We start from the raw sequence: 25,891 nt of genomic DNA on the forward strand, positions 1-25,891 counted from the left end.
CTGGCGGAAGGCGCTTTTCAGACCTCCGGCGGTGACTTAGAACGAGGTGGTCACCGACGCGAAATAAGCCCGGCCCGGCTCGTTATAGGTCTGTGCACCGGCATCCTCGGCATTGCCTTTGCGCGACAGGCGCTTGTCCAGCAGGTTGTTGATACCGACACGCACGCTCAAGTTTTTGCTGAACTCATAACCACTGCTCAGTCCCATCAGCCCATACGGGTCGACATCCTGCTGGGCGCTGCGGTCATAGCTGTTGGCACTGCGTGAGTTGAGTGTCGGCGCTTCCTGCTTGCCGTAGTAGGTGCCGCTGACCTGGAAGGACAGCTTGTCGGTGGCTTGCCAGTCCAGCGTGGTGTTGACGGTGTACTTGGGGATGATGCTCAACGGCTCGCCGGTGTCTTTGTCCTTGGAGTCGATCATGTAGGTCAGGTTGGTGTTCCAGTCCAGATCGCTGCGCAGGCTTACGAACAGGTTGCCTTCAACCCCCTGGACCAACGCGGGCCCGCTGTTTTCCCACTCCAGTACGCGGCGACCATTGCCCAGGCGGAAAGCCGCCTCGTTACTGGCATTGATCTTGTTCTTGTAGTCATTACGGAAGTACGTCGCGCTGGTACGCCAGGTACCCTTGTCGAAGGCCAGGCCGATTTCCTTGTTGACGCTGATTTCCGGCTTCAGGTCGCGATTACCCACCAGGTAACAACCGCCCATATTGGCTTCGCTGGCGTTGCAGCCATTGCCACGGCTGTACAGCAAGTAGTTCGGGTTGGACTGGTACAGGTTGGGGGTCTTGTAGGCACGGGCAATACCGCCCTTGAGGCTCAGCTCATCGGTCAACTGGTGCGAGGCGTTGAAGCTGGGGCTCCAGTTGCCGCCGAATTCTTCATGGTCGTCGTAGCGCAGGCCAGGGGTGATGATGGTCTTGCTGCCCAGTTCGATGTTGTCCTCGGCAAACAAGGCATAGCTCGATGCGGTGGTCTTGGTGCTGTTGCGGCTGACGCCGGGGATGGCGGGGACGCCGCCGGTGCCCGGGTCATAAGTTTGCGGGCGCAACGAGCCTGGATCGTTCATCGACTCGTAGAGGTATTCGCTGCCCAGGGTCAGGACCTGTTCGGCACCGAAGCTCAGGGGCAGGTTGACCTCGGCGGTGGCCCGGGTGTTACGCAGGCGTGATTCGAAACGCCCGGCGCTGGCCGAAGGCGCGCCCTCGCCGGATCCGGCCAGGCCTTCGTTGAGACGCTCATTGCGGGTCAGGTCGTGGGTCAGCGAGGCCAGGGTCGAGCCCCAGTCAAATTCACCACGGTGGGTTGCAGAGAAGCTGCTGCGTTGAATCACACTGGTTTCCTTGCCCACCAGGCTTTCAACGAATGCGCCACCTCCGTTGAGCATGGTATCGCCGGCAAAAATATTACCCTGGCGGCTGTAGCTGGCTTCCAGGTCGAGTGTTTGCTCGGGGGTGAATTGCCAGCTCAGCAAGCCATTGACGTCTTTATTGCGCACGCCCTCGCGGCCAGCGACCAAAGAATCAGGCGTCGCTTGAGCTGCGCGGTTGATGTCGGCGTCATCGGCGTCGGTCTTGTTCAGGCCGCCATAGACGCGGAATGCCAGAGTGTCGGTCAACGGGCCGCTGAGGTTGAAGTTGGTGCGCTTGCTCGCGCCTTCGGCATCGTTTTCGGGGAAGGCGGTGTAGGCGGTCAGCGAACCGTGCAATTGATCGGTCGGGCGTTTGGTGATGATGTTGATCACCCCGCCCATGGCCCCGGAGCCATAACGAGCGGCGGCCGGGCCGCGCAGGATTTCGATGCGCTCGACTTCTTCGGCCGGCACCCAGTTGGTTTCGCCACGGGTATCACGGTCACCGCTCCAGCCATAACGCACGGCGTTGCGTGAGGTGGAGGGTTTGCCATCGATCAGGATCAGGGTGTTTTCCGGGCCCATTCCGCGTAGGTCGATCTGACGGTTATTGCCACGGCTGCTGCTGGAACTGTTGCCGGTCAGGTTGACGCCTGGCTCGCGGCGGATGATCTCCGACAGGTCGTTGCTGGGTGGGCGTTTCTTGATGTCTTCGGCGGTGATGATCGACACGCCGGGCGCTTGCTTGAGTTCTTCGGCAGCGGTGCCCAAAACACGCGTCTCGCCCAACACCAAGGCTTGGGAGGTGCCATCTACAGGCAGGTCCGTTGCTTGGATCGGTACTTTATCGCGCTCTTTTTCCACACTCTCCGCCAGCAGCGCGGGAGACGAAAGGGTAGCGATAAACGCCAGCGATAGATGGCTGAGCCTGAATTGAGACGACATGTCCACAAAGTCCTTTACGAGGGGCGATTGAACGAGAGGCGTCTGAATTTTTCGCGTAGCCAACCGTGGCTTGGCAGCCAGTATCCAGCGCCCTCTTTGCGTCGTGATGGTATTGATTCTCAAACAAAAGTAAATTTCATTTACAATCTATACACTTTCCAGAGGGCTCTGGCGCAATGTTTTCAAGGCCGGAGGCATTGAAAGGCGCAGGTCCATCTGTATTTTCTTTGCTACAAATGCGCAAAAAAAAGCCCCTCCGGCCAGACTGATGCGCAATCTGGCGGGAAGGGCGATGGAACTTATTGAAGCTGCAGTTCCTACAAGGGAGGCGTCAGGCCACGAATTGCTCCGCGTAGTGGCAAGCCACCTGCCGATTATCCAATGGTCGCAACAGCGGCTCCTCGCTGCTGCAGCGCTCGGTCGCATACGGGCAGCGCTTGTGGAACGCGCAGCCAGGTGGCGGGTTCAGCGGGTTGGGCAGTTCGCCGACGATTTTGATCTTCGGCTTGTTCGGGTCCGGGTGAATGGTCGGTGTGGCCGACAGCAGCGCCTGGGTGTAAGGGTGCAGCGGGCGGGCGTAGATGTCTTCCTTGGGGCCTACTTCCACCGGGCGGCCGAGGTACATCACCATCACGTCGTCGGCGACGTGTTGCACCACTGCCAGGTTGTGGGAGATGAACACGTAGGCGGTGTTGAATTCCTGCTGCAAATCCATGAACAGGTTGAGCACCTGGGCCTGGATCGACACGTCCAGCGCCGAGGTCGGTTCGTCCGCCACCAACACTTTGGGTTGCAGCATCATCGCCCGAGCCAGGGCGATACGTTGGCGCTGACCACCGGAGAACATGTGCGGGTAGCGCTGATAATGCTCAGGGCGCAGGCCCACTTGCTTCATCATCGCCTGGACTTTTTCGCGGCGCTCGGCGGCGGACAGGTTGGTGTTGATCAGCAACGGCTCCGCCAGTTGATCACCGACTTTCTGGCGTGGGTTCAACGACGCATACGGGCTTTGGAAAACCATCTGCACGTCTTTACGCAATTGCTTGCGCTGGGCCTTGTCGGCACCGGCCACTTCCTGGCCGGCAATTTTCAAGGAGCCCGAAGACGGCTCTTCAATCAGCGTGAGGGCACGGGCCAGGGTGGATTTGCCGCAACCCGACTCGCCCACAACCGCGAGGGTCTTGCCGGCTTCCAGCTCAAAGGACACGCCATTGAGAGCACGCACGGTGGCGTGGCCCTTGAACAGGCCACGGGACACTTCATAGTGACGGGTGAGGTCGCGGGCGGTAAGTACGACGGCCATTACGCCACCTCCTGGTTCAGCGGGTAGAAGCAGCGGGCGAGGCTGTTGCTTTTCGGATCAAGGCTTGGACGCTGGGCGCGGCAGGAGTCCTGCACATACGGGCAGCGCGGTGACAGCAAGCAGCCCTGCGGACGGTCATAGCGGCCTGGCACGATGCCCGGCAGCGTGGCCAGGCGCGTGGCGCCGAGGCTGTGCTCCGGAATCGCCTTGAGCAGCGCTTCGCTGTACGGGTGCGCCGGGATGTCGAACAGTTGCGGCACCTGGCCGACTTCCACCGCTTGGCCCGCGTACATCACGCATACGCGCTGGGCAGTTTCAGCCACCACCGCGAGGTCGTGAGTGATCAGCACCAGGCCCATGTTCTGCTCTTTTTGCAGGGCCAGCAGCAGTTCCATGATCTGCGCCTGGATGGTCACGTCCAACGCAGTGGTCGGTTCATCGGCGATCAGCAACTTGGGCTCGCCGGCAATCGCCATGGCGATTGCCACGCGTTGGCTCATACCGCCGGACAATTGGTGCGGGTAGGCATCCATACGGCTGGCGGCGCCTGGGATCTCGACTTTTTCCAGCAGTTCGATAGCCCGCTTGCGCGCTTGTTTGCCGGACATTTTCAAATGCAGGCGCAGCACTTCTTCAATCTGGAAACCCACGGTGTAGCTGGGGTTCAGCGCGGTCATCGGGTCCTGGAACACCATCGCCAGGTCTTTGCCGACGATCTGGCGGCGCTGGCGGTTGCTCAGCTTGAGCATGTCCTTGCCGTCGAAGTTCAGCGCATCGGCGGTAACGATGCCGGGATGCTCGATCAGGCCCATCAGCGCCATCATGGTCACGGATTTACCCGAGCCCGACTCGCCAACGATCGCCAGTACTTCGCCTTTGTCGACCGACAGGTCGAGGCCGTCGACCACCGGTACGGCGGTCTTGTCGCCGAAGCGCACGTTGAGATTCTTGATTTCTAACAGTGACATGGGAATCTCCTCAGGCGGCGTTCTTGAGTTTCGGGTCCAGCGCATCGCGCAGGCCGTCACCCATCAAGTTGATTGCCAGCACGCTGAGCAAAATGGTCAAGCCAGGCAGGCTCACGACCCACCAGGCGCGTTCGATGTAGTCACGGGCCGAAGCCAGCATGGTGCCCCACTCGGGGGTTGGCGGTTGTACGCCAAGGCCGAGGAAGCCCAGGGCCGCGGCATCGAGAATCGCCGAGGAAAAGCTCAAGGTCGCTTGTACGATCAGCGGCGCCATGCAGTTAGGCAGCACGGTGATGAACATCAGGCGTGGCAGGCCGGCGCCGGCAAGGCGGGCGGCGGTCACGTAGTCGCGGTTCAGTTCGCCCATCACCGCGGCGCGGGTCAGGCGCACGTAGGACGGCAGCGACACGATAGCGATGGCGATCACGGTGTTGATCAGGCCAGGGCCGAGGATGGCGACAATCGCCACGGCCAGCAGCAGCGACGGCAGGGCCAGCATGATGTCCATCAGACGCATGATGGTCGGGCCGAGCAAACGCGGGAAAAAACCGGCGAACAGGCCCAGCAGGATGCCCGGGATCAGCGACATCACCACCGACGACAAGCCGATCAGCAACGACAGGCGCGAACCCTGGATCAGGCGCGAGAGCAAGTCACGCCCCAGTTCGTCGGTGCCGAGCAGGAACTGCATCTGCCCACCTTCCAGCCAGGCGGGCGGGGTCAGCAGGAAGTCACGGTATTGCTCGCTGGGGTTATGCGGGGCAACCCAGGGGGCGAAGATCGCGCAGAACACGATTAGCAACATGAACAGCAGGCCGGCAACCGCGCCTTTGTTCTTGGAGAAGGCTTGCCAGAATTCTTTGTACGGGGACGGGTACAGCAGGCTCTGATCGACTGCTGACACTGGAGTAGAGGTAGTCATGGTCATGATCTCAGCGCTGGTGACGGATGCGTGGGTTGGCGAAGCCGTAGAGGATATCCACCACGAAGTTCACTAGGATCACCAGGCAGGCGATCAGCAGAATGCCGTTTTGCACCACCGGGTAGTCCCGCGCGCCAATGGCTTCGATCAGCCATTTGCCGATGCCGGGCCACGAGAAGATGGTTTCGGTCAGTACCGCACCGGCCAGCAGCGTGCCGACTTGCAGGCCGACCACGGTCAGTACCGGGATCAGCGCGTTGCGCAGGCCGTGCACGAATACCACGCGCGCCGGCGACAGGCCCTTGGCCTTGGCGGTGCGGATGTAGTCCTCGCGCAGTACTTCAAGCATCGATGAGCGGGTCATCCGTGCGATCACCGCCAGCGGGATGGTGCCCAGCACGATAGCCGGCAGGATCAGGTGGTGCAGGGCGTCCCAGAACGCGTCCGGCTCGTCGGCCAGCAGGGTGTCGATCAACATGAAACCGGTGCGCGGCTCGATGTCGTAGAGCAGGTCGATACGCCCGGAAACCGGGGTCCAGCCCAGGCTCACCGAGAAGAACATGATCAGGATCAGGCCCCACCAGAAGATCGGCATCGAATAGCCCGCCAGGGAGATGCCCATCACCCCATGGTCGAACAGGGATCCTCGTTTGAGTGCCGCGATCACCCCGGCCAACAGGCCCAGGATACCGGCGAACAACAGGGCGGCCATGGACAGTTCCAGGGTCGCAGGGAAAAGGGCGGTGAACTCGGTCCACACGCTGGTGCGGGTGCGCAGCGATTCGCCAAGGTCGCCCTGGGCGAGCTTGCCGACGTAATCCAGGTATTGCGCATACAGCGGCTTGTTAAGGCCAAGGCGCTCCATTGCCTGGGCGTGCATTTCGGGGTCAACCCGCCGCTCGCCCATCATGACTTCTACGGGGTCGCCTGGAATCATGCGAATCAACGCAAAGGTCAGCAACGTGATGCCGAAGAACGTGGGGATCAATAACCCCAATCGGCGGGCAATAAAACTAAACATCTTGGTGTGTACCTCAATCAGCCGGTTAGGCAGGTTCGGCACCGTCAATGTCGACGGTGCCGAGCGTTTTTCTTATTTACTTCACCTGGGTGGTGGCGAAGTTATTTGTACCCAGAGGGCTTTGGGTGAAGCCTTCTACGTTCTTGCGCAGGGCGGTGAACAGTTTCGGGTAAGCCATGGGAAGCCAGGGTTGGTCTTTCTCGAACACATCCTGTGCTTGTTCATAGAGCGCGGCCCGTTCGGCCGGTTCCGCGATTGCACGGGCTTTGTCGATCAAGTCCTGAAACTCTTTGTTACACCAGCGGGCGTAGTTTTCGCCGTTTTTGGCTGCATCGCAACTCAGGTTTGGCGTCAGGAAGTTATCCGGGTCGCCGTTATCACCGACCCAGCCCGCCGAAACCATATCGTGCTCGCCGTTTTTGGCACGCTTGAGCATCTCGCCCCATTCCATGACCTTGATATTGATCTTCAAGCCAATCTGGGCCAGGTCTGCTTGCATACGCTGGGCGCCGAGCATCGGGTTGGGGTTGGTCGGGCCGCCGCCGTTACGGGTGAACAGTGTGAATTCGGTGCCTTCCGGCACGCCGGCTTCCTTGAGCAGGGCACGGGCCTTGTCCAGGTCGCGTGCTGGGTTTTTCAGCTTTTCACTGAAACCCAGCAATGTCGGTGGATAAGGGCCGGTGCCCACGACTGCATTGCCTTTTCCGAACAGCGCTTCGGTATAGCCGGCCTTGTCGAACGCGATGTTGATAGCGTGGCGTACCCGCGCATCGCTCATGTATTTGCGGGTGGTGTTCAATGCGGTGTAGCTGGTGGTCATCGCCGCCAGTTCATCGACTTTCAGGTTCGGGTCTTTCTTGATGCTTGGGATGTCATCCGGCTTGGGGAACAACGCGATCTGACATTCGTTGGCCTTGAGCTTCTGCAGGCGCACGTTGTTATCGACGGTAATAGCCAGAATCAGCGGATCGACCGCCGGTTTGCCGCGGAAGTAGTCGGGGTTGGCCTTGAAGCGTGCCTGGGCGTCTTTCTGATAACGGGTGAAGATGAACGGACCAGTGCCGATGGGCTTGGCATTGAGGTCTTCGGTCTTGCCGGATTTGAGCAACTGGTCGGCGTATTCCTTCGAATGGATTGAAGAGAACGCCATGCCCAGGTCAGCCAGGAACGGAGCTTCAGGACGGGTCAGGGTAAAGACGACAGTATGATCGTCGATCTTCTCTACGCTCTTGAGCAGTTCCTTGAACCCCATGCTTTCGAAGTACGGGTAACCCACGAGGGACTTTTTATGCCATGGATGATTCGGGTCCAGCTGGCGCTGGAAGCTCCAAAGCACATCGTCGGCGTTCAGGTTGCGCGTGGGTTTGAAATAGTCGGTGGTGTGGAACTTGATGTCGTCACGCAGGTGGAAGGTGTAGGTCAGGCCATCGGCGCTGATTTCCGGCAGGTCTTTAGCCAGGGCGGGAACCACTTCGGTGGTGCCGGGCTTGAAATCCACCAGACGGTTGAACATGGTTTCAGCGGCGGCATCGGCGGTCACGGCGGTGGTGTACAGGACCGGGTCGAAACCTTCCGGGCTGGCTTCGGTGCACACCACCAGCGGTTTGGCCGAAACGCCGATCGCCACGCTCAACAGCGCGGCAGCCATGGCGGCTTGTAGCGGGAGCATTTTCATTCAGAGCCCTCTGCAATCGATGGAACCAGAAAAGCGTAGACGGCGAACTCGTCCTGAGTCCGCCGCCTGCCTGGCGCTAATTAAAGGATGTTGAATGGGATGGTGGTGACCAGACGGAACTCTTTGATGCTGCCGTCGGATTGGAACTCGCTGCCACGGTGTTCAACGTAGGTGGCACGAATTGCGGTGGCCTTGAGCGGGCCGCTCTGGACCGCGTAGGAAGCGCCGATACCGTATTCCTGGTGCTTCTCGCCGTCCTGGGACTGGATGCCGTCGTAACCTTTGCCGACTACACCGCGGTTACCGGTGTAGTGGGTGCCGTCGATGCCCCAGCCGCGAGCGGAGTAGGCGTTGAACTTAAGGCCTGGCACGCCGTATTCGGCCATATTGATGGCGTAGGCGATCTGGAACGATTTCTCGTTCGGGCCGTTGAAGTCGGACGTCAGGGAGTTGGCCAGGTAGATACCGTTGGTTTCGTGCAGGTAGTCGAAGTACTCGTTACCGTTCACGGCCTGGTAGGCGAAGGTCAGGCTGTGGGCCTGGTGAGTCAGGCCAAAAGACAGGGAGTAGGTATCGTTGTCGATATCCCCCATCAGCTTTTTGCCTTCATCGACGGTCTTGTAGTAGTTGAAACCGGTGGTCAGCGCCAGTTGCTGGCTGTCACCCAGTTCATGGGTAGCGCCGAAGTAGTACTGGTTCCAGAAATCCTTGACGTTGGCGCCGAAGAAGCTGGTCTTCAGGCTCTTGAATGGCTGGTAGTTGGCGCCCAGGGTATAGACCTTGTCGGTTTCAACCTTTGCGCTGTTGGTGTATTCGGAGCGGAATTTCGACAGGCTCTGTTCGCTACGTGGCGAAACGCGGTCAAACACGCCGCCCTGGAACGACAGGTTGCTGAACTCTTCGCTGTTGAAGCTCACACCCTGGAAGCTTGAAGGCAGGGCACGGTTGCCGATGGTGTCGACGATGCCGCTGCTGAAGTTCTGGCGACCGGCGGTCAAGGTGGTGTTGGACACGCGGAACTGCACGTTGGCCAGGCCCAGTTTGCTCCACTGGTCTACGGCGTCACCGTTGGAGTCCGCCAGGGTACGGTTGGAGCCGCCCTTGATATCACGCTTGCTGCGGTCCAGTACCAGAGCGTTGTAAACCGCTACTTCGGTCTTGACGCCGACGGTGCCCTGGGTGAAACCCGAGCTGGCTTTGAGGATGGTGCCCTGTACCCAGTTGGTACGGTTACGGTCGGTCAGGGTCTGGCCATGCTTCTGGTACGCGAAGGTGCCCCCACGGTATTTGCTTTCATGGGAGTACCAGTTACGTGTGGTGCCGCCAAGGCTGAAGTCTTCAACGAAGCCTTTAGCCTCGCTTTGGGCGCTGGTGCCGGCCAACGTGGTAGGAACGAAGTCCTGGCTTTGCGTTTCAGCGTAGGCGGTTGCCGTGATGCTGCTGATGGCCAGGGCCAGAAGCGCTTTGCTGCTCAGTTTCATGGGTGAAGCTCCTTTGGTTCTCTTTTTTAATGCCGGTCTTTTTAGGTGAACCGGCTATTGGGTGTGGAACTCGTTCAAGCCTGTGCAAACGTTTGGCGTAGGAATTTTCCCAACAAAAGCCTGCGCGTTTGCCGGGAAGCGAACTTCGCTCCCCGCAATCCGGTTATTTTCTTATGGGGTAATGCTGACGCCCGAGAACACGTTGCGGCCGAAGGGGCTCACCTTGAAACCTTCGACTTTGGCGCTTAACGGCTGGTTGACCGTCGAGTGGGCGACTGGCGTGATCGGCACCTGCTGCTTGAGCAGTTGCTGCGCCTGTTTGTATAGAACAGTCCTTTGTTCGCGGTCGGTCACGACCTTGGCTTGCTTGATCAGCTTGTCGTACGCCGGGTCACACCACATGGAGTAGTTGTTCCCGCCGATGGCGTCGCAGCTGTAGAGGGTGCCCAACCAGTTGTCCGGATCACCGTTGTCGCCGGTCCAGCCAATCAGGCTGACATCATGCTCACCGTTCTTGGTGCGCTTGATGTACTCGCCCCATTCGTAGCTGACGATTTTGACTTTCAGGCCGATCTTGGCCCAATCGTTCTGCAGCATCTCGGCCATCAGCTTGGCGTTGGGGTTGTACGGACGTTGTACCGGCATCGCCCACAGGGTGATCTCGGTGCCTTCCTTGACGCCGGCGGCCTTGAGCAGCTCCTTGGCTTTTTCCGGGTTGTAGGCGGCGTCCTTGATGCTGTCGTCGTAGGACCACTGTGTCGGCGGCATGGCGTTGACCGCCAGTTGCCCTGCGCCCTGGTACACAGCGTTGAGGATGCTCTGCTTGTTCACCGCCATGTCCAGCGCCTGGCGCACTTCAAGCTGGTCGAACGGCTTGTGGCGCACGTTGTAGGCGATGTAGCCGAGGTTGAAGCCAGGCTTGGTCAGCAGTTGCAGGTTCGGGTCGGCCTTCAGCGCGTCTACATCGGCGGGGCGCGGATGCAGGGTGACCTGGCATTCGCCGGCCTTGAGCTTCTGCACCCGTACCGAGGCGTCGGTGTTGATGGCGAAGATCAGTTGGTCCAGCTTGACGCGGCTCGGGTCCCAGTACTGTTTGTTGCCCACGTAACGTATCTGCGAGTCTTTCTGGTAACGCTGGAACACAAATGGGCCAGTGCCGATCGGCTTCTGGTTGATGTCGCTGGGCTTGCCTTGCTTGAGCAACTGCTCGGCGTATTCGGCGGACAGGATTGCAGCGAAACTCATGGCGATGTTCTGTACGAACGCGGCATCGACCGTGTTCAAGGTCATCACCACCGTGTGCGGGTCGGTTTTTTCGACCTTGGCGATATTCTTGTTCAGGCTCATCCCGTTGAAGTACGGAAACTCGGTAGGGTAGGCCTTGCGGAATGGATGCTCGGGGTCAAGCATGCGGTTGAAGGTGAACAGCACGTCGTCGGCGTTGAAGTCGCGCGTCGGCTTGAATTCCTTGTTGCTGTGGAACTTCACCCCCTCACGCAGGTGGAAGGTGTAGGTCAGGCCATCTGGCGAAATATCCCATTTGGTCGCCAGCCCAGGTACTACGTCGGTCGCGCCTTTTTCGAATTCAACCAGGCGATTGTACAAAGGCTCTGCCGCATCGTTGTCGGTGGCCGTGGTGTATTGCGCAGTGTCAAACCCTGCCGGGCTGCCTTCGGAGCAGAACACCAGGCTCTTCTTTTCGGCGGCCTGGCCCATCGTGGCCACGGCCAGCAGGCTGGTGGCAAACATCGCGGATAGAACAGTGGTATGGCGCATGACGATCCCGATCCTTGTTTGTAGTTATCAACAGCAACCCTCCCGCTGGCCATGGCCAGGAAGACATCACTGATCCCACGCACAGCAAGTGCCATTTCCCAGAGTGATGCCTCTGCTGTCCTACGACGTTATGGGACGCGGACCTTGCAGTAAATGCGCCAATTCTGACTGGACTTGTAGGTAACGGAGACACAAGGCGCAGTTCGTTGCTGTAGGACGGCAACGCTTACAAATGTGGTCTGTTTCCTATGGCCCTGGCGGATGGAATAACGGCGACGTTGTGAAACGTCGCCGTTATTGATCCTTACTTGCCGCTTACGCTAACGCCGTAGAAGGAGTTCAAGCCAAATGGGCTGATCTTGAAGTCCTGTACGGTATTACGCATGGGTTGATACACCGTCGAGTGCGCGATAGGTGTCATCGGGACTGCATCTTTGAGGATATGTTGCGCCTGCTTGTACAGCTCGGTGCGTTTGGCGACATCCGATGTGGCCTTGGCTTCTTTCACGATGCCGTCGAATTTCTTGTCGCACCACTTGGAGAAGTTGTTGCCCGACAGCGAGTCGCAGCCGAACAGCACGTTCAGCCAGTTGTCCGGGTCACCATTGTCGCCGCTCCAGCCAATGATCATGGCCTGGTTCTCGCCGCCTTTGGAACGCTTGATGTACTCGCCCCATTCGTAGCTGGTGATCTTGACCTTCAGGCCGATCTTGGACCAGTCGTTCTGCAGCATCTCAGCCATCAGCTTGGCGTTCGGGTTGTACGGACGCTGAACCGGCATGGCCCACAGGACGATTTCGGTACCTTCCTTGACGCCGGCTTCCTTGAGCAGCGCCTTGGCTTTCTCTGGGTCGTACTTAGCGTCCTTGATGCTGGTGTCGTAGGACCATTGGGTCGGCGGCATGGCGTTGACGGCCAGTTGGCCGGCGCCCTGGTACACGGAGTCAATGATCTGCTGCTTGTTCACCGCCATGTCCAGCGCCTGGCGTACGCGCAGGTCAGCCAGCGGGTTAGGCTGGTCGCTGCCCTTGACCTTGTCCATCACGTTGTAGGCCACATAGCCCAGGTTGAAACCGGCCTGGTGCGGCAGCTTCAGGTCTTTGTCTTCGCCCAGCGCCTTTAGGTCGGCCGGACGTGGGAACAGAGTGATCTGGCATTCGTTTTTCTTGAGCTTCTGGATACGCACCGACGGGTCAGTGGTGATGGCGAAGATCAGGTTGTCGATCTTCACGTCTTCAGGTTTCCAGTAGTCCTTGTTGCCGGTGTAACGAATGTTCGAATCTTTCTGGTAGCTCTTGAACACGAACGGGCCAGTGCCGACCGGCTTCTGGTTGATGTCGGCGGGTTTGCCTTCCTTCAACAATTGCGCGGCATATTCAGCGGACTGGATCGAAGCAAAGCTCATGGCCAGGTTCTGGATGAAAGCCGCGTCCACGGTGCCAAGGGTGAACTTGACGGTGTGATCATCGACTTTCTCGATGTTCTTGATGTTGGTGTCCATCCCCATGTCCGTGAAGTACGGGAACTCGGTGGGGTAGGCCTTACGGAACGGATCGTCTTTGTTGATCATCCGGTTGAAGGTGAACAGTACGTCGTCAGCCGAGAATTCACGAGTAGGCTTGAAGTACGGGGTGGTGTGGAACTTGACGCCTTCGCGCAGGTGGAAGGTATACGTCAGGCCGTCCGGCGACACATCCCAGCTGGTGGCCAGGCCAGGAACGACGGCGGTGCCGCCACGCTCGAACTGGCTCAGACGGTTGAACATGGTTTCGGCCGAGGCATCGAAGTCTGTTCCGGTGGTGTACTGGCCTGGGTCGAAACCGGCCGGGCTCCCTTCGGAGCAGAACACCAGGTTAGTTGCCGCCAGGGCTACGGGGGCTGCGGCCATAAGGCCAGCGCTCACTAATAACGGAAGGACTGCGTGTTTAAGCATGTTGGCCTCATGATTTGTTGTCATTTTTGGTGGTGAGGGCGACCTCGTGAGTCGGCCTGCGGATACTTATGCAGGCGCCATACCCAATGCAAGATGCTGAACGGTTACGAGCGGTAAACAGTGGTACGAACGTACAGGAATGTCGCAATTATGAAAGTTTTGCCATAAATGCGTCGATTTGATGGTTTTTTTCGGTGCAATGTGCGCACCAAAAAAGCCCAGCCGAGGCGTCTAGCACACTCGGTTGGGGCGTTGATGTTACTTATCTAGACTCACGCCGTAGAAGGGCGTCAGTCCAAACGGGCTGATCTTGAAGTCGCGCACTTCCTTGCGCAGGGGCTGGAAAACCGTCGAGTTCGCAATAGGCGTTATAGGTACCTGTTCCTTAAGGATTTTCTGCGCCTGTTGATACCACTTGATACGCTGCTCGCGATCATTGCTGACCTTGGCTTGCTGCACCAGCTTGTCGTAGGCCGGGTTACACCATTTGGCATAGTTGCTGCCCTTGACCGCGGCACAACTGTAGAGCACGCCGAGCCAGTTATCCGGGTCGCCGTTATCGCCGGTCCAGCCGTAAATCATTGCGTCGTGTTCGCCATTTTTAGCGCGTTTGATGTACTCGCCCCACTCATAGCTGACGATGTTGGCTTTGATGCCGACCTTGGCCCAATCCTGTTGGATCATTTGTGCGGACATCCGCGCATTGGGGTTGGAGGCGCGTTGCACGGTCATCGCCCACAGATTGATGGTGGTACCTGGTGCAACCCCTGCTTCTTTTAGTAGCAACCGGGCTTTGGTCGGATCGTAGGGGGCATCCTTGATGCCTGGGTCATAAGACCACTGCGCCGGCGGCAATGCGTTCTGCGCCAATTGTCCGGCGCTCTGGTAAACGGCCTTGATGATTGCTGGTTTGTCGATCGCCATGTCCAGCGCCTGGCGCACCTTGAGTTGGTCCAGCGGCGGGTGCGTTACGTTGTAGGCCAGGAAGCCCAGATTGAAACCCGCTTGTTGCAGCACGCGCAGATTGGGATCTTGCTTCATCACGTCGATGTCGGCAGGACGTGGGTAACCGCTGACCTGGCATTCACCGGCCTTTAGTTTTTGCAGGCGCGCAGCGGCGTCCGGGGTGATCGCAAATACCAGGTTATCGAGCTTTACGTCCTCGGGCTTCCAGTATTGTGTGTTGGCCACATACCGGATCTGCGCATCTTTCTGGTAACGCTTGAACACAAACGGCCCGGTGCCGATGGGCTTTTGATTGATCTGCTCGGCCTTGCCCTCTTTCAACAGCTGGGCGGCGTATTCGGCCGATTGCACCGAGGCGAAACTCATCGCCAGGTTCTGTACGAATGAAGCATCGACATTGTTCAGGTTGAAACGCACGGTGTGTTCGTCGAGTTTGTCGACGCTCTTGATCGTGGCGTTCAAGCCCATGTCAGTGAAGTAGGGCGATTCGGAGGGGTAGGCCTTGCGAAACGGGCTGTCGGCATCGAGCAAGCGATTGAAGGTGAACAACACATCATCGGCGTTGAAATCACGGGTCGGGGTGAAGAAGTCGGTGGTGTGGAACTTGACGCCATCGCGCAGGTGGAAGGTATACGTCAGGCCGTCCTTGGATACATCCCAGTTCGTGGCCAGACCCGGTTCTACCTCGGTGCCACCGCGCTTGAACTGAGTCAGACGGTTGAACACGGTTTCGGCGGACGCGTCAAAATCGGTGCCGCTGGTGTACTGGCTGGGATCGAACCCGGCGGGGCTGGCTTCGGAGCAGTAGACCAGGGTGGTTGCGGCCTGAGCCATCGGCATAAAAGCCAGTAGGCTTGCGGCGAGGAGCAGTGGCTTGACGGCGATTCTTTCCATGGAGACCCCTGAAATGGCAGGCAGACCAAAGCTGCCTAAACGAAAACGGCGGTCACCGAGGTTACCGCCGTTCTGGTTACTCAGGTAGGGACATCTGCATCAAAGGGGGCCTTGATTACTGAGGGAGATCATCGGGGATCGAGACTTCCAGTTGAGTTGGAGCGTAATCGTCAATCGTGTAAAGGTCGCCGGACACGTCATTGTTCTCGCGAATGGTGAAGGTTCTGACGGAGGTTGCTTCTAAATCCGGAATCACTTTTGGAACGTGATCGCTGACATCGCTTACAAACCACGTGGTGACGACTTTGACTCGGGCTTCACTGTTTATCGGGTCGTAATCAATAAAGTAAGAAGTATTGCTTGCTGTGACGCCGTAGCCTTCTTTCAAGCTTTGGAGCAACTCCCAATTGGCGGGAAATACTGATCCTTGATGGGCAACCTCGGAGATACGGGATCGCAGTTGTGCATCGGGAATCTCTTTCTCGAATTTCTTTAGACGGCTCAGTCTTGTCGCTTCGGGTGTGTCTGCACTGGCGTCCAACGGCACCTCGATATCGCCGCCTTTTGAGCTTTTGATGACCGTGTAGTTGTTACGATTCAGGTCGGGAAGAAAGTGCTCTGAATAATTGGTCTCGCTCAGAGGCGTAGGAGCCGCTCGCTCCGAGGGCAATACTTCGAACTTCTCCTTGGGGGCCTCCCAGCCAATATTCAGCTTTCTTTTAACAACGCCGTTTTCTTCATAGCCGCGGGTCGATACGGCGTAAGGTCTGGTCTCATCCACTTTCATGAATTGGTCGAATCTGTCGGCTCGTGCCACGGCCTGTTGATCGACATCGGCGAACAGGTCCGAAAAATGGGGGGTCAGATTTTCACTAGGTGTTGGCGATGGTGAGCGCTGCCACGGCCACCTCACCCCCCCATTGGCTGCATTGCGAACCCAGTTTCCGTCACCGGCTGAATGCACGGTCAATACAATCTTTCCGGAGCGATCAATAATCTGCACGTAGTCATTGCTAGGTTTGAAGTTGCTTTTTATTTCATATACGCCAGGGACGCCTGTCCCATCGGTGTAGCGGATAAACCAGCGATCTTCGTCGGTGGCGGTGTTCTTGAGCTGATAGATGCCCTTCTGGTTGTGCGTGGCCTTTTCAATCAACTGCTCGCCGTCAGGGATGGCATATTCGCTGATCATCCCCGCGTGACTGGGCCGCAACGGGTTCACCTGGGGCGTCGAGTGATTTGCAACCGGGTTGGTATCACTCTCGCTCAACGCGTTTGGCGTGCGCACGAGTTCAAGATCGCTAGTGTCCTGACTGAATCGCCAGCTGTAGGGTTTTGCGCTGGGAGCGCCAGGTGTCAAAACCGCCTCCCCAAGTCCGGCTTCCACTCCAATGGGGGCAATCTCGTGCGCCAGTTGCAGGCTGGAAATTACTGCCGCGGCGTTACCTGCGACACGATCATCAGCCGTCTTGCCGTAGAGGCCATCGTGTACGCCGAAGACAATGTTGCCCACATTGCCTACGATCGGTAAGTAACCAAACGTGTTACCCCAAAACTCTTTGGCTGCTTTCCAACTTTGTTGGGAGGCGCCAAAGACCTCGGTTTGATCGGTCCAGCGTGCATTCTTGGCATTTATCGCCTGGTAGTGGGGGGCAATACCGTTTTTAAGGTCGCCAAATTTCAAGTAGTAATCGCTGTCTCGCGATTGTGTGTAATTGAATGTCTCCCGGACCGGTACGGCCTGATCTGTGAACGGGCCTTTTCTTCCTGGAAACGTAGAACGGTTATCCTGAATCAATGCATTGAGTACATACCCGGCCCCTACCCAGTGAGCATCATGACCGCCTTGCCTGTCACGAGCGTTGAAGCGGCTAACCAATTGAGCCTGATTGTTTTTAGCCCAACTGGCAAAGTCGTCATCACCGTGTATTTCACGGGCGGAGCCATTCTTTAAGTCAATCATCAGTCCCTTATTCGGGCGGTGGTCATAATCACCGTGATAATTGATATAAGGAATAAATGCATAACCCTCTAAGGGATAGCCATATATGTTGGGGATTACCGCGTTTCCGTCTTCTTCAAGTGTGCGGACAATGGCGGCCCGCGCAGCGGGGGTTAGGTGTTTGTTACTGGAATTGTCGTCATGCAGACTTTGTAATATTCCTCGCAACACATAGGCATCCGCTTTGCCCGATCGCTTCGCCAGTTGCCCCGAGGCGTCGCGCATGGGCGCCGCTATTTCATTTTCCCAATGGCCTTGGAGCTGGCTGCCCAAGGATTCCAGTTCGTGAAGCTTGTTTTTATCTTGCGGGTTGATGTGCATGCCCTGGAAGTTCAACGGGCCGCCCCTTGACACCTTGTCGTGCGCAAGAGCGCCGGCTGCAATCTCCCATGCAAAATAGGTGCGTACCTCCTTGTTGGTTTCCTCCTGGGGCTTGCCCATTCCTACATAGGAGTGGAAGGTCACCGAGATTTTTTCATGGGGATCGTAGCCGGCTGCTAGCAACCCGCCGCTGAAGTAACCTGCGGGTTCAAGAAACAGGCGAGTTTGCTGGAACTTGATATTGCGTTCTGCGTCGCTGCCATTTTCGATGTGTTGAATGTGCGCGACGACTCGACCGGCATAGGCATCGATACGATGCATTCGCTCTTGCTGTGTATAACCCGCGTTTGGCGGAATAACGTTGACTGACCCATAGATGATGCTTTTGGAAGCATCGAGCTCATGGGCGGGTGTAGGCAAGGGGAACGGGGGTTGGTCGAGCAATTTTTTTGGATGTTTTGAAGAGGTTTCTTCTGCCTGCTGCCGGGTTTGCGTTGCGGGCAAATCATCAAGCGCTCGACGCTGGCGATAGTGTGTGGGAGGGAAAGAGGGAACGACGAGTGTGGGAGCGAGAGACGGTGTTATATTCATTATCGACTCACATTAATTATTGGATAAATAACTGCCGTTCATCGAGAAACAAAGAAATCGATATGTGTGATGTTCTGTTGTCAGTACGTCCGTGTGTGGCAAATAACCTGTTCGATGTTCTGATTCAAGATGATGTGCATGGCAACCCTGGGTGGGAAGTTGAGTGTCGTAAGTTCCAGGCCTGCATTCGTAATGTTTGACGAGTGGTGTCGTGAGGGCGAGGTTTAGATAGATTAGAGTAAGGCTGTAGTATCAAGTTACTTGGTGTGTGGTAGCGGTCTGAGTGTTCCGTGGGCGGCAACACCACAGCGTAACCGGTGAAGGTTACGCCGTGTTGGTCTCGCGAAGACTTACGGTAAAACTTCGATCACTCCATCGGCGCTCATGCTCACTTGGCTGGTGCCCGCTTCAACGTCAGGCGTCGGTGCAGAATCTGCCATGGCCGCCTTCATCATCATGCCGCCACGGGCATAAGGCATCGGGTAACCATTGGTGTTGAAGTTCAGATTGACGATCTTGTAACCCTTGCCGCCCAGTGCATCGGTAGCCAGTTGCGCACGGGCCTTGAACGCAGTAACCGCGTCCTTGAGCAACGCATCTTCGCTGGCCTTGCGCGTGGCATCGGCGATGGCGAAGTCCATGTTTTCCATTTTCAGCGTGTTCAACAGCTCGCCGGTGAGCTTGGACAGCGCCGGGAAGTCCGCGCTTTCCAGGCGCAGTTCGGCGCGCTCACGCCAGCCGGTGATCTTCTGGTTCTTGTTGTCGTAGATCGGGTAGCTGTTACGGCTGCCCTGGCGCAGGGTCACGCCTTTGACTTCGCGGGCCTGGCCTAAGGCTGTGTTCATGGTGGTGGTGATTTCAGCGGCAAGCTTGGCCGGGTCGGCGTTTTGCGACTCGGTATAGAGGGTGACGATCATCTTGTCGCGGGCTACTTCCTGGCTGACTTCGGCGCGCAGGGAGATCTGGTTGTAGTTCAGTGCATCGGCGGCCATGGCCGGCAGGCTGGCAATGGCGCTGGCGCTGAGAGTGATGATGGCTGCACTGCGAATGAAACGAGACATGGAAGCTCCTTGAGGTAGTCGTGCTCGGTATGACTGTAGACGCTGGCATAGGGTTCTTCGGGTTTACACATTACCAACAAGTTATGCGGGTGCCGACGAACGGTCATTTAGCCGGCCTGCGTCAAAGAGCCACACGCGCCGTGCCAGCAGGTCCGCTTCGTTTATACTCGTGCCGATCCGCCTGCAGCGCTCATCGGGAGAGCTCATGCTCGCCGCCGTAAAACTGACTTCCGCCACTCGCCAGAACCTCTGGCGCCTGACGTTCATTCGCACCCTGGTATTGGCCGCACAGGCAGGTTCCGTCGGGCTTGCCTATTGGTTCGACCTGCTGCCGCTGCCCTGGCTGCAACTGGCTGTGACCCTGGGTTTTTCCACCGTGTTGTGTGCATTTACCGCCATACGGCTGCGCACCACCTGGCCGGTGACCGAGTTGGAATACGCCCTGCAACTGGCTTGCGACCTGTTTATCCACAGCGTGTTGCTGTACTTCTCCGGTGGGTCCACCAACCCGTTCGTTTCGTATTACCTGGTGCCACTGACCATCGCTGCGGTGACGTTGCCATGGCGCTACTCGGTGGTGCTTTCGGGGATCGCGCTGACGCTGTACACCCTGTTGCTGGCTCAGTTCTACCCGTTGCAGACCTTCCCTATCGCCCGGGAAAACCTGCAAATCTACGGGATGTGGTTGAGTTTTGCCCTGTCTGCCGCCGTCATTACCTTTTTCGCCGCACGTATGGCCGAAGAGCTGCGTCGCCAGGAAGAGCTGCGCGCCATTCGCCGCGAAGAAGGGCTGCGCGACCAGCAATTGCTGGCCGTTGCCACCCAGGCTGCCGGTGCCGCCCATGAATTGGGCACGCCGTTGGCGACCATGAGCGTGCTGCTCAAGGAAATGACCCAGGACCATCACGACCCCGCGCTGCAAGACGACTTGAGCGTGCTGCAGGAACAGGTCAAGCAATGCAAGCTGACGCTGCAGCAACTGGTGCGTGCCGCCGAAGCCAATCGCCGCCTCGCGGTTGAAATGCAGGATGTGACCCAATGGCTCGATGAAGCCCTGAACCGTTGGCACCTGATGCGCCCCGAGGCCAGTTACCGCTTCAACCTGTTGGGCCAAGGCAGCGTGCCGCGCCTGGCGCCACCGCCAGACCTGACCCAGGCGCTGCTCAACTTGCTGAACAACGCCGCTGACGCCTGCCCTGAAGGGCTCGGTGTACAGTTGGACTGGGACGCCGAAAACATCACCATCAGCATTCGTGACCACGGCGCGGGCGTGCCGCTGGCCATTGCCGAGCAGATCGGCAAACCCTTCTTTACCACCAAGGGCAAAGGCTTCGGCCTGGGCCTGTTTTTGAGCAAGGCCAGCGTGACCCGCGCGGGCGGCTCAGTGAAGCTCTATAGTCATGAGGAAGGTGGCACGCTCACCGAGCTGCGCCTGCCCCGTGTCGCACGAGGAGATATCGATGAGTGACGAGATCCAAGTCGAAGGCGAAGAACTGCCGCACCTGTTGCTGGTAGATGACGATGCCACCTTTACCCGCGTGATGGCGCGCGCCATGAGCCGTCGCGGTTTTCGCGTCAGCACCGCAGGGTCTGCCGAAGAAGGCCTGACCATCGCCCAGGCCGACCTGCCCGACTACGCCGCCCTCGACCTGAAAATGGACGGCGACTCCGGCCTGGTGCTGCTGCCCAAGCTGCTGGAGCTCGACCCCGAAATGCGCGTGGTGATCCTCACCGGTTACTCCAGCATCGCCACCGCTGTCGAGGCGATCAAGCGCGGCGCCTGCAACTACCTGTGCAAGCCGGCGGACGCCGACGACGTGCTGGCCGCTCTGCTTTCCGAGCACGCCGACCTCGACACCCTGGTACCGGAAAACCCGATGTCGGTGGACCGCCTGCAATGGGAGCATATCCAGCGCGTGCTGACCGAGCACGAAGGCAATATCTCCGCCACTGCCCGTGCTTTAGGCATGCACCGCCGTACCTTGCAGCGCAAGTTGCAGAAGCGCCCGGTACGACGCTGAACGAACACTGAACAACCTGCTTCAGGCTGCACGGATGCGCGAACCGATCACCTATGATCGGTTCAAACGCCTGTGATGTTTTTCCTGCCGAGCCTGAACAATGAACCAGAACGCTGAGTACTCCGCGATCAACGACGCGGTGCGGGGGCAATTCTTCCGCCGAACCTGGGCCATGATCACACCGTATTGGCGTAGCGAAGAGAAGGGCAGGGCCTGGCTGTTGCTGGCTGCAGTGATTGGCCTGTCGCTGTTCAGCGTGGCGATTTCCGTGTGGATCAATCACTGGTACAAGGATTTCTACAACGCCCTGGAGAAGAAGGACACCGCCGCCTTCTGGCAACTGATAGGTTATTTCGGCGGCATTGCGGCGGTGGCGATTCTCGGCGCGGTCTACCGTCTCTATCTGACCCAGATGCTGACGATCCGCTGGCGCGCCTGGCTCACCGAAAAACACTTCACCCGGTGGCTGGCCCACAAGAATTACTACCAGCTGGAACAGGGTGGTTATACCGACAACCCAGACCAGCGGATTTCCGAAGACCTCAACAACTTCACCTCCGGCACCTTGAGCCTCGGCCTTGGGTTGCTGCGTAATGTGGTCAGCCTGGTGTCGTTCTCGATCATCCTGTGGGGCGTATCGGGCAGCATCGAAGTGTTTGGCATCACCATCCCCGGCTATATGTTCTGGTGCGCGCTGCTGTACGCCACCGTGGGCAGTTGGCTGACGCACCTGATCGGCCGACGCTTGATCGGCCTGAGCAACCAACAGCAACGCTTCGAGGCAGACCTGCGTTTTTCCATGGTGCGGGTGCGTGAGAATGCCGAGAGCATTGCCCTGTACAACGGCGAGCCCAATGAAAGACAACGCCTGAGTACGCGCTTCGGCAAGGTCTGGCACAACTTCTGGGACATCATGAAAGTGTCCAAGCGCCTGACCTTTTTCACCGCCGGCTACAGCCAGATTGCGATCATCTTCCCGTTTATCGTGGCCGCGCCGCGCTACTTCACCGGAAAGATCGAGCTGGGCGAGCTGATGCAAATCAACTCGGCGTTTGGCAACGTGCAGGAAAACTTCAGCTGGTTTATCAACGCCTACTCGGAACTGGCGACATGGCGCGCCACCAGTGATCGCCTGCTGAGTTTCCAGCAAGCCATGAGCGACAACGAGCAGCGAGCCCCGGCCATCGATGTGCGCCCTGACGGCGAGCGCCTGGTGATCACGGATCTGGGCATGGACCTGGCCGACGGCCGTCACCTGCTCACCGACGCCGACATGACCGTGGAGCCTGGCCAGCGCGTGATGCTCAGCGGGCGTTCCGGTAGCGGCAAGAGCACCTTGTTGCGGGCGATGGGCCATCTTTGGCCCGCAGGTCATGGCAGCATTCGGTTGCCGGCGACGCGCTACCTGTTTCTGCCGCAGAAGCCTTACCTGCCGATTGGTACGCTCAAGGCGGTGCTGAGTTATCCACAAGACGACAGCGTCTATCCGGCAGAACGTTATGCACAGGTCCTGCAAACCTGCCGCCTGCCGCACCTGCTCAATCGTCTGGATGAAGCCAACCACTGGCAACGCATGCTTTCGCCGGGTGAGCAACAGCGCCTGGCCTTTGCCCGTGCGTTGTTGTTCGCACCGCAGTGGCTGTATATGGATGAAGCCACTTCGGCGATGGATGAAGAGGATGAGGCAACGTTGTACCAGGCATTGATCGATGAATTGCCGGGATTGAGCATCGTCAGCGTCGGCCACCGCAGCAGCCTCAAGCGTTTCCATGGGCGGCATGTGCGCATCGAGGGTGGGCGGTTGCAGGAGCAACAACTCACTTGAGCTCATCCTCGGTGAGTGTGGGAGGGGGCTTGCTCCCGATAGCGGTGTGTCAGCCACCTACTTTGGGGCTGACAGACTGCTATCGGGAGCAAGCCCCCTCCCACATTAGGTTCTGCTTTGTCTTGGAGAATGAGACAAAAAAAGCCCGGCTGATCATAGATCAGCCGGGCTTTTTTAATGCTCGAAGATGACTTACTTCTTCAAGCCGTAATGCTCATCCAGCATTCCTGGGGCGTTCGGCGTCTTTGGCGCGTAGTCCCGTGGTGGCTCCTGGTTTTCCCGAGGCGGGGTCAGGCGTTCCCGTGGGGTTTGCGGTGCATCGGAATGCAGCGCAGCCAGCAGGCGCTGGCGGGTGATGTCGTCGAGGGCCAGGCGATTAGCGCCTTCGGCGAGGTGATCCTGTACTTCCTGGTAGCTCTGGGTGAGCTTCTTGACCAGGGTCGCGGTGCTGTTGAAGTGGGTAACAACCTCGTTCTGATAACTGTCAAAACGTTCCTGAATGTCATCCAGCTGACGCTGCGTGCGGTTAGGCGCGGCATTCGGCAGCAGGCGGGCAACCAGGAATCCAATGGCGACACCGGCAACCAGGGCAAGAGTCGGCAACAACCAAACTAAGAGCGAGTGTTCCACGAGTCCTTCCTCTATAAACGGCTTTGCTTTACGTTAACGGCTCAAACCTGCGCTGTATACCGCGATTAAGCTCGCAATGATGCCATGCACAGACTTTTAGCTAGACGAGTCGACCCCTTGAGAGGTCACGGAGTTCATCCTTGCTCATGCGTGAAACCCCCGTTTTGATCGATGGCCCGGTGGGCCAATTGGAAGCCTTGTACCTGGATCACCCCGAACCACGTGGCCTGGCGCTGATCTGCCACCCTAACCCGGTGCAGGGTGGGACCATGCTCAATAAAGTGGTGTCGACCCTGCAACGCACTGCGCGCGATGCCGGTTTGATTACTTTGCGTTTCAATTATCGTGGCGTCGGTGCCAGCGCCGGTACACACGATATGGCCAGTGGTGAGGTCGACGATGCCGAAGCGGCCGTCACCTGGCTGCGGGCAAAACATCCCGAACTGCCGATCACCTTGTTGGGTTTTTCCTTCGGTGGCTATGTCGCGGCCAGTCTCGGCGGCCGTCTGGAAGCCAAGGGTGAAAAGCTTGCGCACCTGTTTATGGTGGCTGCCGCCGTGATGCGCCTTGGCGATGCAGATGTGTTGCCCCAAGGCTGCCCGTTGACCCTGATCCAACCGGAAAGCGATGAAGTGGTCGACCCGCAATTGGTCTACGACTGGTCCGCCGCCCTGAAACGCCCCCATGAGTTGCTGAAAGTGGCAGAATGCGGACACTTTTTTCATGGCAAGCTGACCGATCTCAAGGATCTGGTGCTGCCACGCCTTTCGAATTGATGACAAGCGATCACCCATGACGACCCGTACCCGAATCCTCACCGGCATTACCACCACCGGCACGCCGCACCTGGGCAACTACGCCGGTGCGATTCGCCCGGCGATCCTCGCCAGCGAAGACGCGAATGCCGACTCCTTCTACTTCCTGGCCGACTACCACGCGCTGATCAAGTGCGACGACCCGCAGCGCATCCAGCGCTCGCGCATGGAAATCGCCGCGACCTGGCTGGCCGGTGGCCTGGATGTGAACCGTGTGACCTTCTATCGCCAGTCGGACATCCCGGAGATTCCCGAGCTGACCTGGCTGCTGACCTGCGTTGCCGCCAAGGGCCTGCTCAACCGCGCCCATGCGTACAAGGCGTCGGTGGACAAGAACGTGGAAAACGGCGAAGACCCGGATGCGGGCATCAGCATGGGCCTGTACAGCTACCCGGTGCTGATGGCCGCTGACATCCTGATGTTCAACGCGCACAAGGTGCCAGTCGGTCGCGACCAGATCCAGCACGTGGAAATGGCTCGCGACATCGGCCAGCGTTTCAACCACTTGTTCGGCAACGGTAAAGAGTTCTTCACCATGCCCGAGGCGCTGATCGAAGAAAGCGTCGCCACCTTGCCGGGCCTGGATGGCCGCAAGATGTCCAAGAGCTACGACAACACCATCCCGTTGTTCACCAGCGCCAAGGACATGAAAGACGCGATCTCGCGGATCGTGACCGACTCGCGTGCGCCGGGCGAAGCCAAGGACCCGGACAATTCGCACCTGTTCACCCTGTACCAGGCGTTCGCGACCAAGGCGCAGGAAGAAGAATTCCGTGGCGAGCTGCTGCAAGGCCTGGGCTGGGGCGAGGCGAAGAATCGTCTGTTCCAACTGCTCGACGGCCAACTTGGTGAAGCGCGCGAGCGTTACCACCAACTGATGTCGCGCCCCTCTGATATGGAAGACCTGCTGCTGGTCGGCGCCAAGAAAGCCCGTGCCGTGGCCGCGCCATTCCTCGCCGAGTTGCGTGAGGCGGTGGGCCTGCGTTCGTTCGTTAACCAGGCTGCGGCGCCGGTCGCAACCAAGAAAAAAGCGGCGAAGGCTGCGCGTTTTGTGAGTTTTCGTGAAGACGATGGCAGCTTCCGCTTCCGCCTGCTGGCCGCTGATGGTGAGCAACTGTTGCTGTCGCGCAACTTTGCCGATGGCAAAGCGGCCGGCGCTGTGACCAAACACTTGCAAAGTGGTGATGCGCTGGACGTGCGTGCGCAGGCTCTGAGCTTCAGCGTATGGCTGGACGGCGCCGCCGTGGCTGACAGTGCCGAGTACGCCGATCAAGCATCGCGTGACGCGGCCATCGAAGCCTTGCGCGCTGCGTTGGCCCCAATCGAGGATTAACCCGACCAAGGGTTGATTGCCATTCTCCAGGGCCGTCGTTACAGTGTCGGCCCGTTTT

General features: G+C 58.5%; 18 protein-coding genes. 5 read left to right on the plus strand and 13 right to left on the minus strand.

What is annotated here, in order from left to right; genetic code table 11:
- Positions 1–36: 36 nt before the first annotated feature.
- From J1G33_RS00800 to J1G33_RS00855, 12 genes are all read right to left on the minus strand, one after another.
- On the minus strand, positions 37–2,295 hold the full coding sequence (locus J1G33_RS00800; RefSeq protein ID WP_223017583.1) for a TonB-dependent siderophore receptor: 2,259 nt from the start codon (positions 2,293–2,295) through the stop codon (positions 37–39).
- A gap of 331 nt (positions 2,296–2,626) precedes the next feature.
- A complete protein-coding gene (locus J1G33_RS00805) occupies positions 2,627–3,598 on the minus strand; it encodes a peptide ABC transporter ATP-binding protein (protein ID WP_005784734.1) in 972 nt (323 codons plus the stop codon).
- Positions 3,598–4,566 carry an ABC transporter ATP-binding protein gene (locus J1G33_RS00810; RefSeq protein ID WP_032877816.1) on the minus strand — a complete coding sequence of 323 codons (969 nt, stop codon included), beginning with the start codon at positions 4,564–4,566 and terminating at the stop codon, positions 3,598–3,600. Before J1G33_RS00810 ends, J1G33_RS00805 begins: the two co-directional genes overlap by 1 nt.
- A 10-nt stretch (positions 4,567–4,576) precedes the next feature.
- On the minus strand, positions 4,577–5,488 hold the full coding sequence (locus J1G33_RS00815) for an ABC transporter permease subunit (RefSeq protein ID WP_005784738.1): 912 nt from the start codon (positions 5,486–5,488) through the stop codon (positions 4,577–4,579).
- 10 nt (positions 5,489–5,498) lie between these two features.
- The gene (locus J1G33_RS00820; protein WP_003171721.1) at positions 5,499–6,509 is read right to left on the minus strand and encodes an ABC transporter permease subunit; all 1,011 of its coding nucleotides are present in this window, start codon (positions 6,507–6,509) and stop codon (positions 5,499–5,501) included.
- A 76-nt stretch (positions 6,510–6,585) separates the two neighbouring features.
- Positions 6,586–8,184, minus strand: a complete 1,599-nt coding sequence (locus tag J1G33_RS00825) for an ABC transporter substrate-binding protein (protein WP_032877815.1) — start codon at positions 8,182–8,184, stop codon at positions 6,586–6,588.
- A gap of 80 nt (positions 8,185–8,264) precedes the next feature.
- Positions 8,265–9,665, minus strand: a complete 1,401-nt coding sequence (locus tag J1G33_RS00830; protein WP_032877814.1) for an OprD family outer membrane porin — start codon at positions 9,663–9,665, stop codon at positions 8,265–8,267.
- 171 nt (positions 9,666–9,836) lie between these two features.
- Positions 9,837–11,441, minus strand: a complete 1,605-nt coding sequence (locus J1G33_RS00835; protein WP_032877813.1) for an ABC transporter substrate-binding protein — start codon at positions 11,439–11,441, stop codon at positions 9,837–9,839.
- Positions 11,442–11,745: 304 nt separating this feature from the next.
- Positions 11,746–13,374 (minus strand): ABC transporter substrate-binding protein, encoded by a 1,629-nt coding sequence (locus J1G33_RS00840; protein ID WP_005784750.1) that lies wholly within the window; start codon positions 13,372–13,374, stop codon positions 11,746–11,748.
- Between the two features lie 258 nt (positions 13,375–13,632).
- Positions 13,633–15,234 (minus strand): ABC transporter substrate-binding protein, encoded by a 1,602-nt coding sequence (locus J1G33_RS00845; RefSeq protein ID WP_032877812.1) that lies wholly within the window; start codon positions 15,232–15,234, stop codon positions 13,633–13,635.
- A 115-nt stretch (positions 15,235–15,349) separates the two neighbouring features.
- Positions 15,350–18,148, minus strand: coding sequence for a hypothetical protein (locus tag J1G33_RS00850; RefSeq protein WP_223017584.1), 2,799 nt, complete (start codon positions 18,146–18,148; stop codon positions 15,350–15,352).
- A gap of 350 nt (positions 18,149–18,498) precedes the next feature.
- Complete coding sequence (locus J1G33_RS00855) at positions 18,499–19,209, minus strand: SIMPL domain-containing protein (RefSeq protein ID WP_032877810.1); 711 nt, start codon at positions 19,207–19,209, stop codon at positions 18,499–18,501.
- A gap of 205 nt (positions 19,210–19,414) precedes the next feature.
- On the opposite strand from J1G33_RS00855, the gene J1G33_RS00860 reads away from it, so the two are divergent.
- From J1G33_RS00860 to J1G33_RS00870, 3 genes are all read left to right on the plus strand, one after another.
- Positions 19,415–20,677, plus strand: a complete 1,263-nt coding sequence (locus J1G33_RS00860) for an ATP-binding protein (RefSeq protein WP_032877809.1) — start codon at positions 19,415–19,417, stop codon at positions 20,675–20,677.
- Positions 20,670–21,230: a response regulator transcription factor gene (locus J1G33_RS00865; RefSeq protein ID WP_003171731.1), complete on the plus strand. Its 561-nt coding sequence runs from the start codon at positions 20,670–20,672 to the stop codon at positions 21,228–21,230. The genes J1G33_RS00860 and J1G33_RS00865 overlap by 8 nt, the downstream gene beginning before the upstream one ends.
- Before the next feature lie 100 nt (positions 21,231–21,330).
- A complete protein-coding gene (locus J1G33_RS00870) occupies positions 21,331–23,055 on the plus strand; it encodes an ABC transporter ATP-binding protein/permease (RefSeq protein WP_032877808.1) in 1,725 nt (574 codons plus the stop codon).
- A 192-nt stretch (positions 23,056–23,247) separates the two neighbouring features.
- Here the strand turns inward: J1G33_RS00870 and J1G33_RS00875 are convergent, their stop codons facing one another.
- Positions 23,248–23,685, minus strand: a complete 438-nt coding sequence (locus J1G33_RS00875; protein ID WP_005784763.1) for a DUF1043 family protein — start codon at positions 23,683–23,685, stop codon at positions 23,248–23,250.
- A gap of 146 nt (positions 23,686–23,831) precedes the next feature.
- Here J1G33_RS00875 and J1G33_RS00880 point away from each other — a divergent pair, with 146 nt between their 5' ends.
- Together J1G33_RS00880 and J1G33_RS00885 are read left to right on the plus strand one after the other, a co-directional pair.
- Positions 23,832–24,461: an alpha/beta fold hydrolase gene (locus J1G33_RS00880; RefSeq protein WP_005784765.1), complete on the plus strand. Its 630-nt coding sequence runs from the start codon at positions 23,832–23,834 to the stop codon at positions 24,459–24,461.
- A gap of 16 nt (positions 24,462–24,477) precedes the next feature.
- Positions 24,478–25,833 (plus strand): tryptophan--tRNA ligase, encoded by a 1,356-nt coding sequence (locus tag J1G33_RS00885; RefSeq protein ID WP_032877807.1) that lies wholly within the window; start codon positions 24,478–24,480, stop codon positions 25,831–25,833.
- Positions 25,834–25,891: the final 58 nt, after the last annotated feature.

Origin of the sequence: Pseudomonas sp. P867 (assembly GCF_019891455.1) — a bacterium.
Taxonomy (GTDB): domain Bacteria; phylum Pseudomonadota; class Gammaproteobacteria; order Pseudomonadales; family Pseudomonadaceae; genus Aquipseudomonas; species Aquipseudomonas synxantha_A.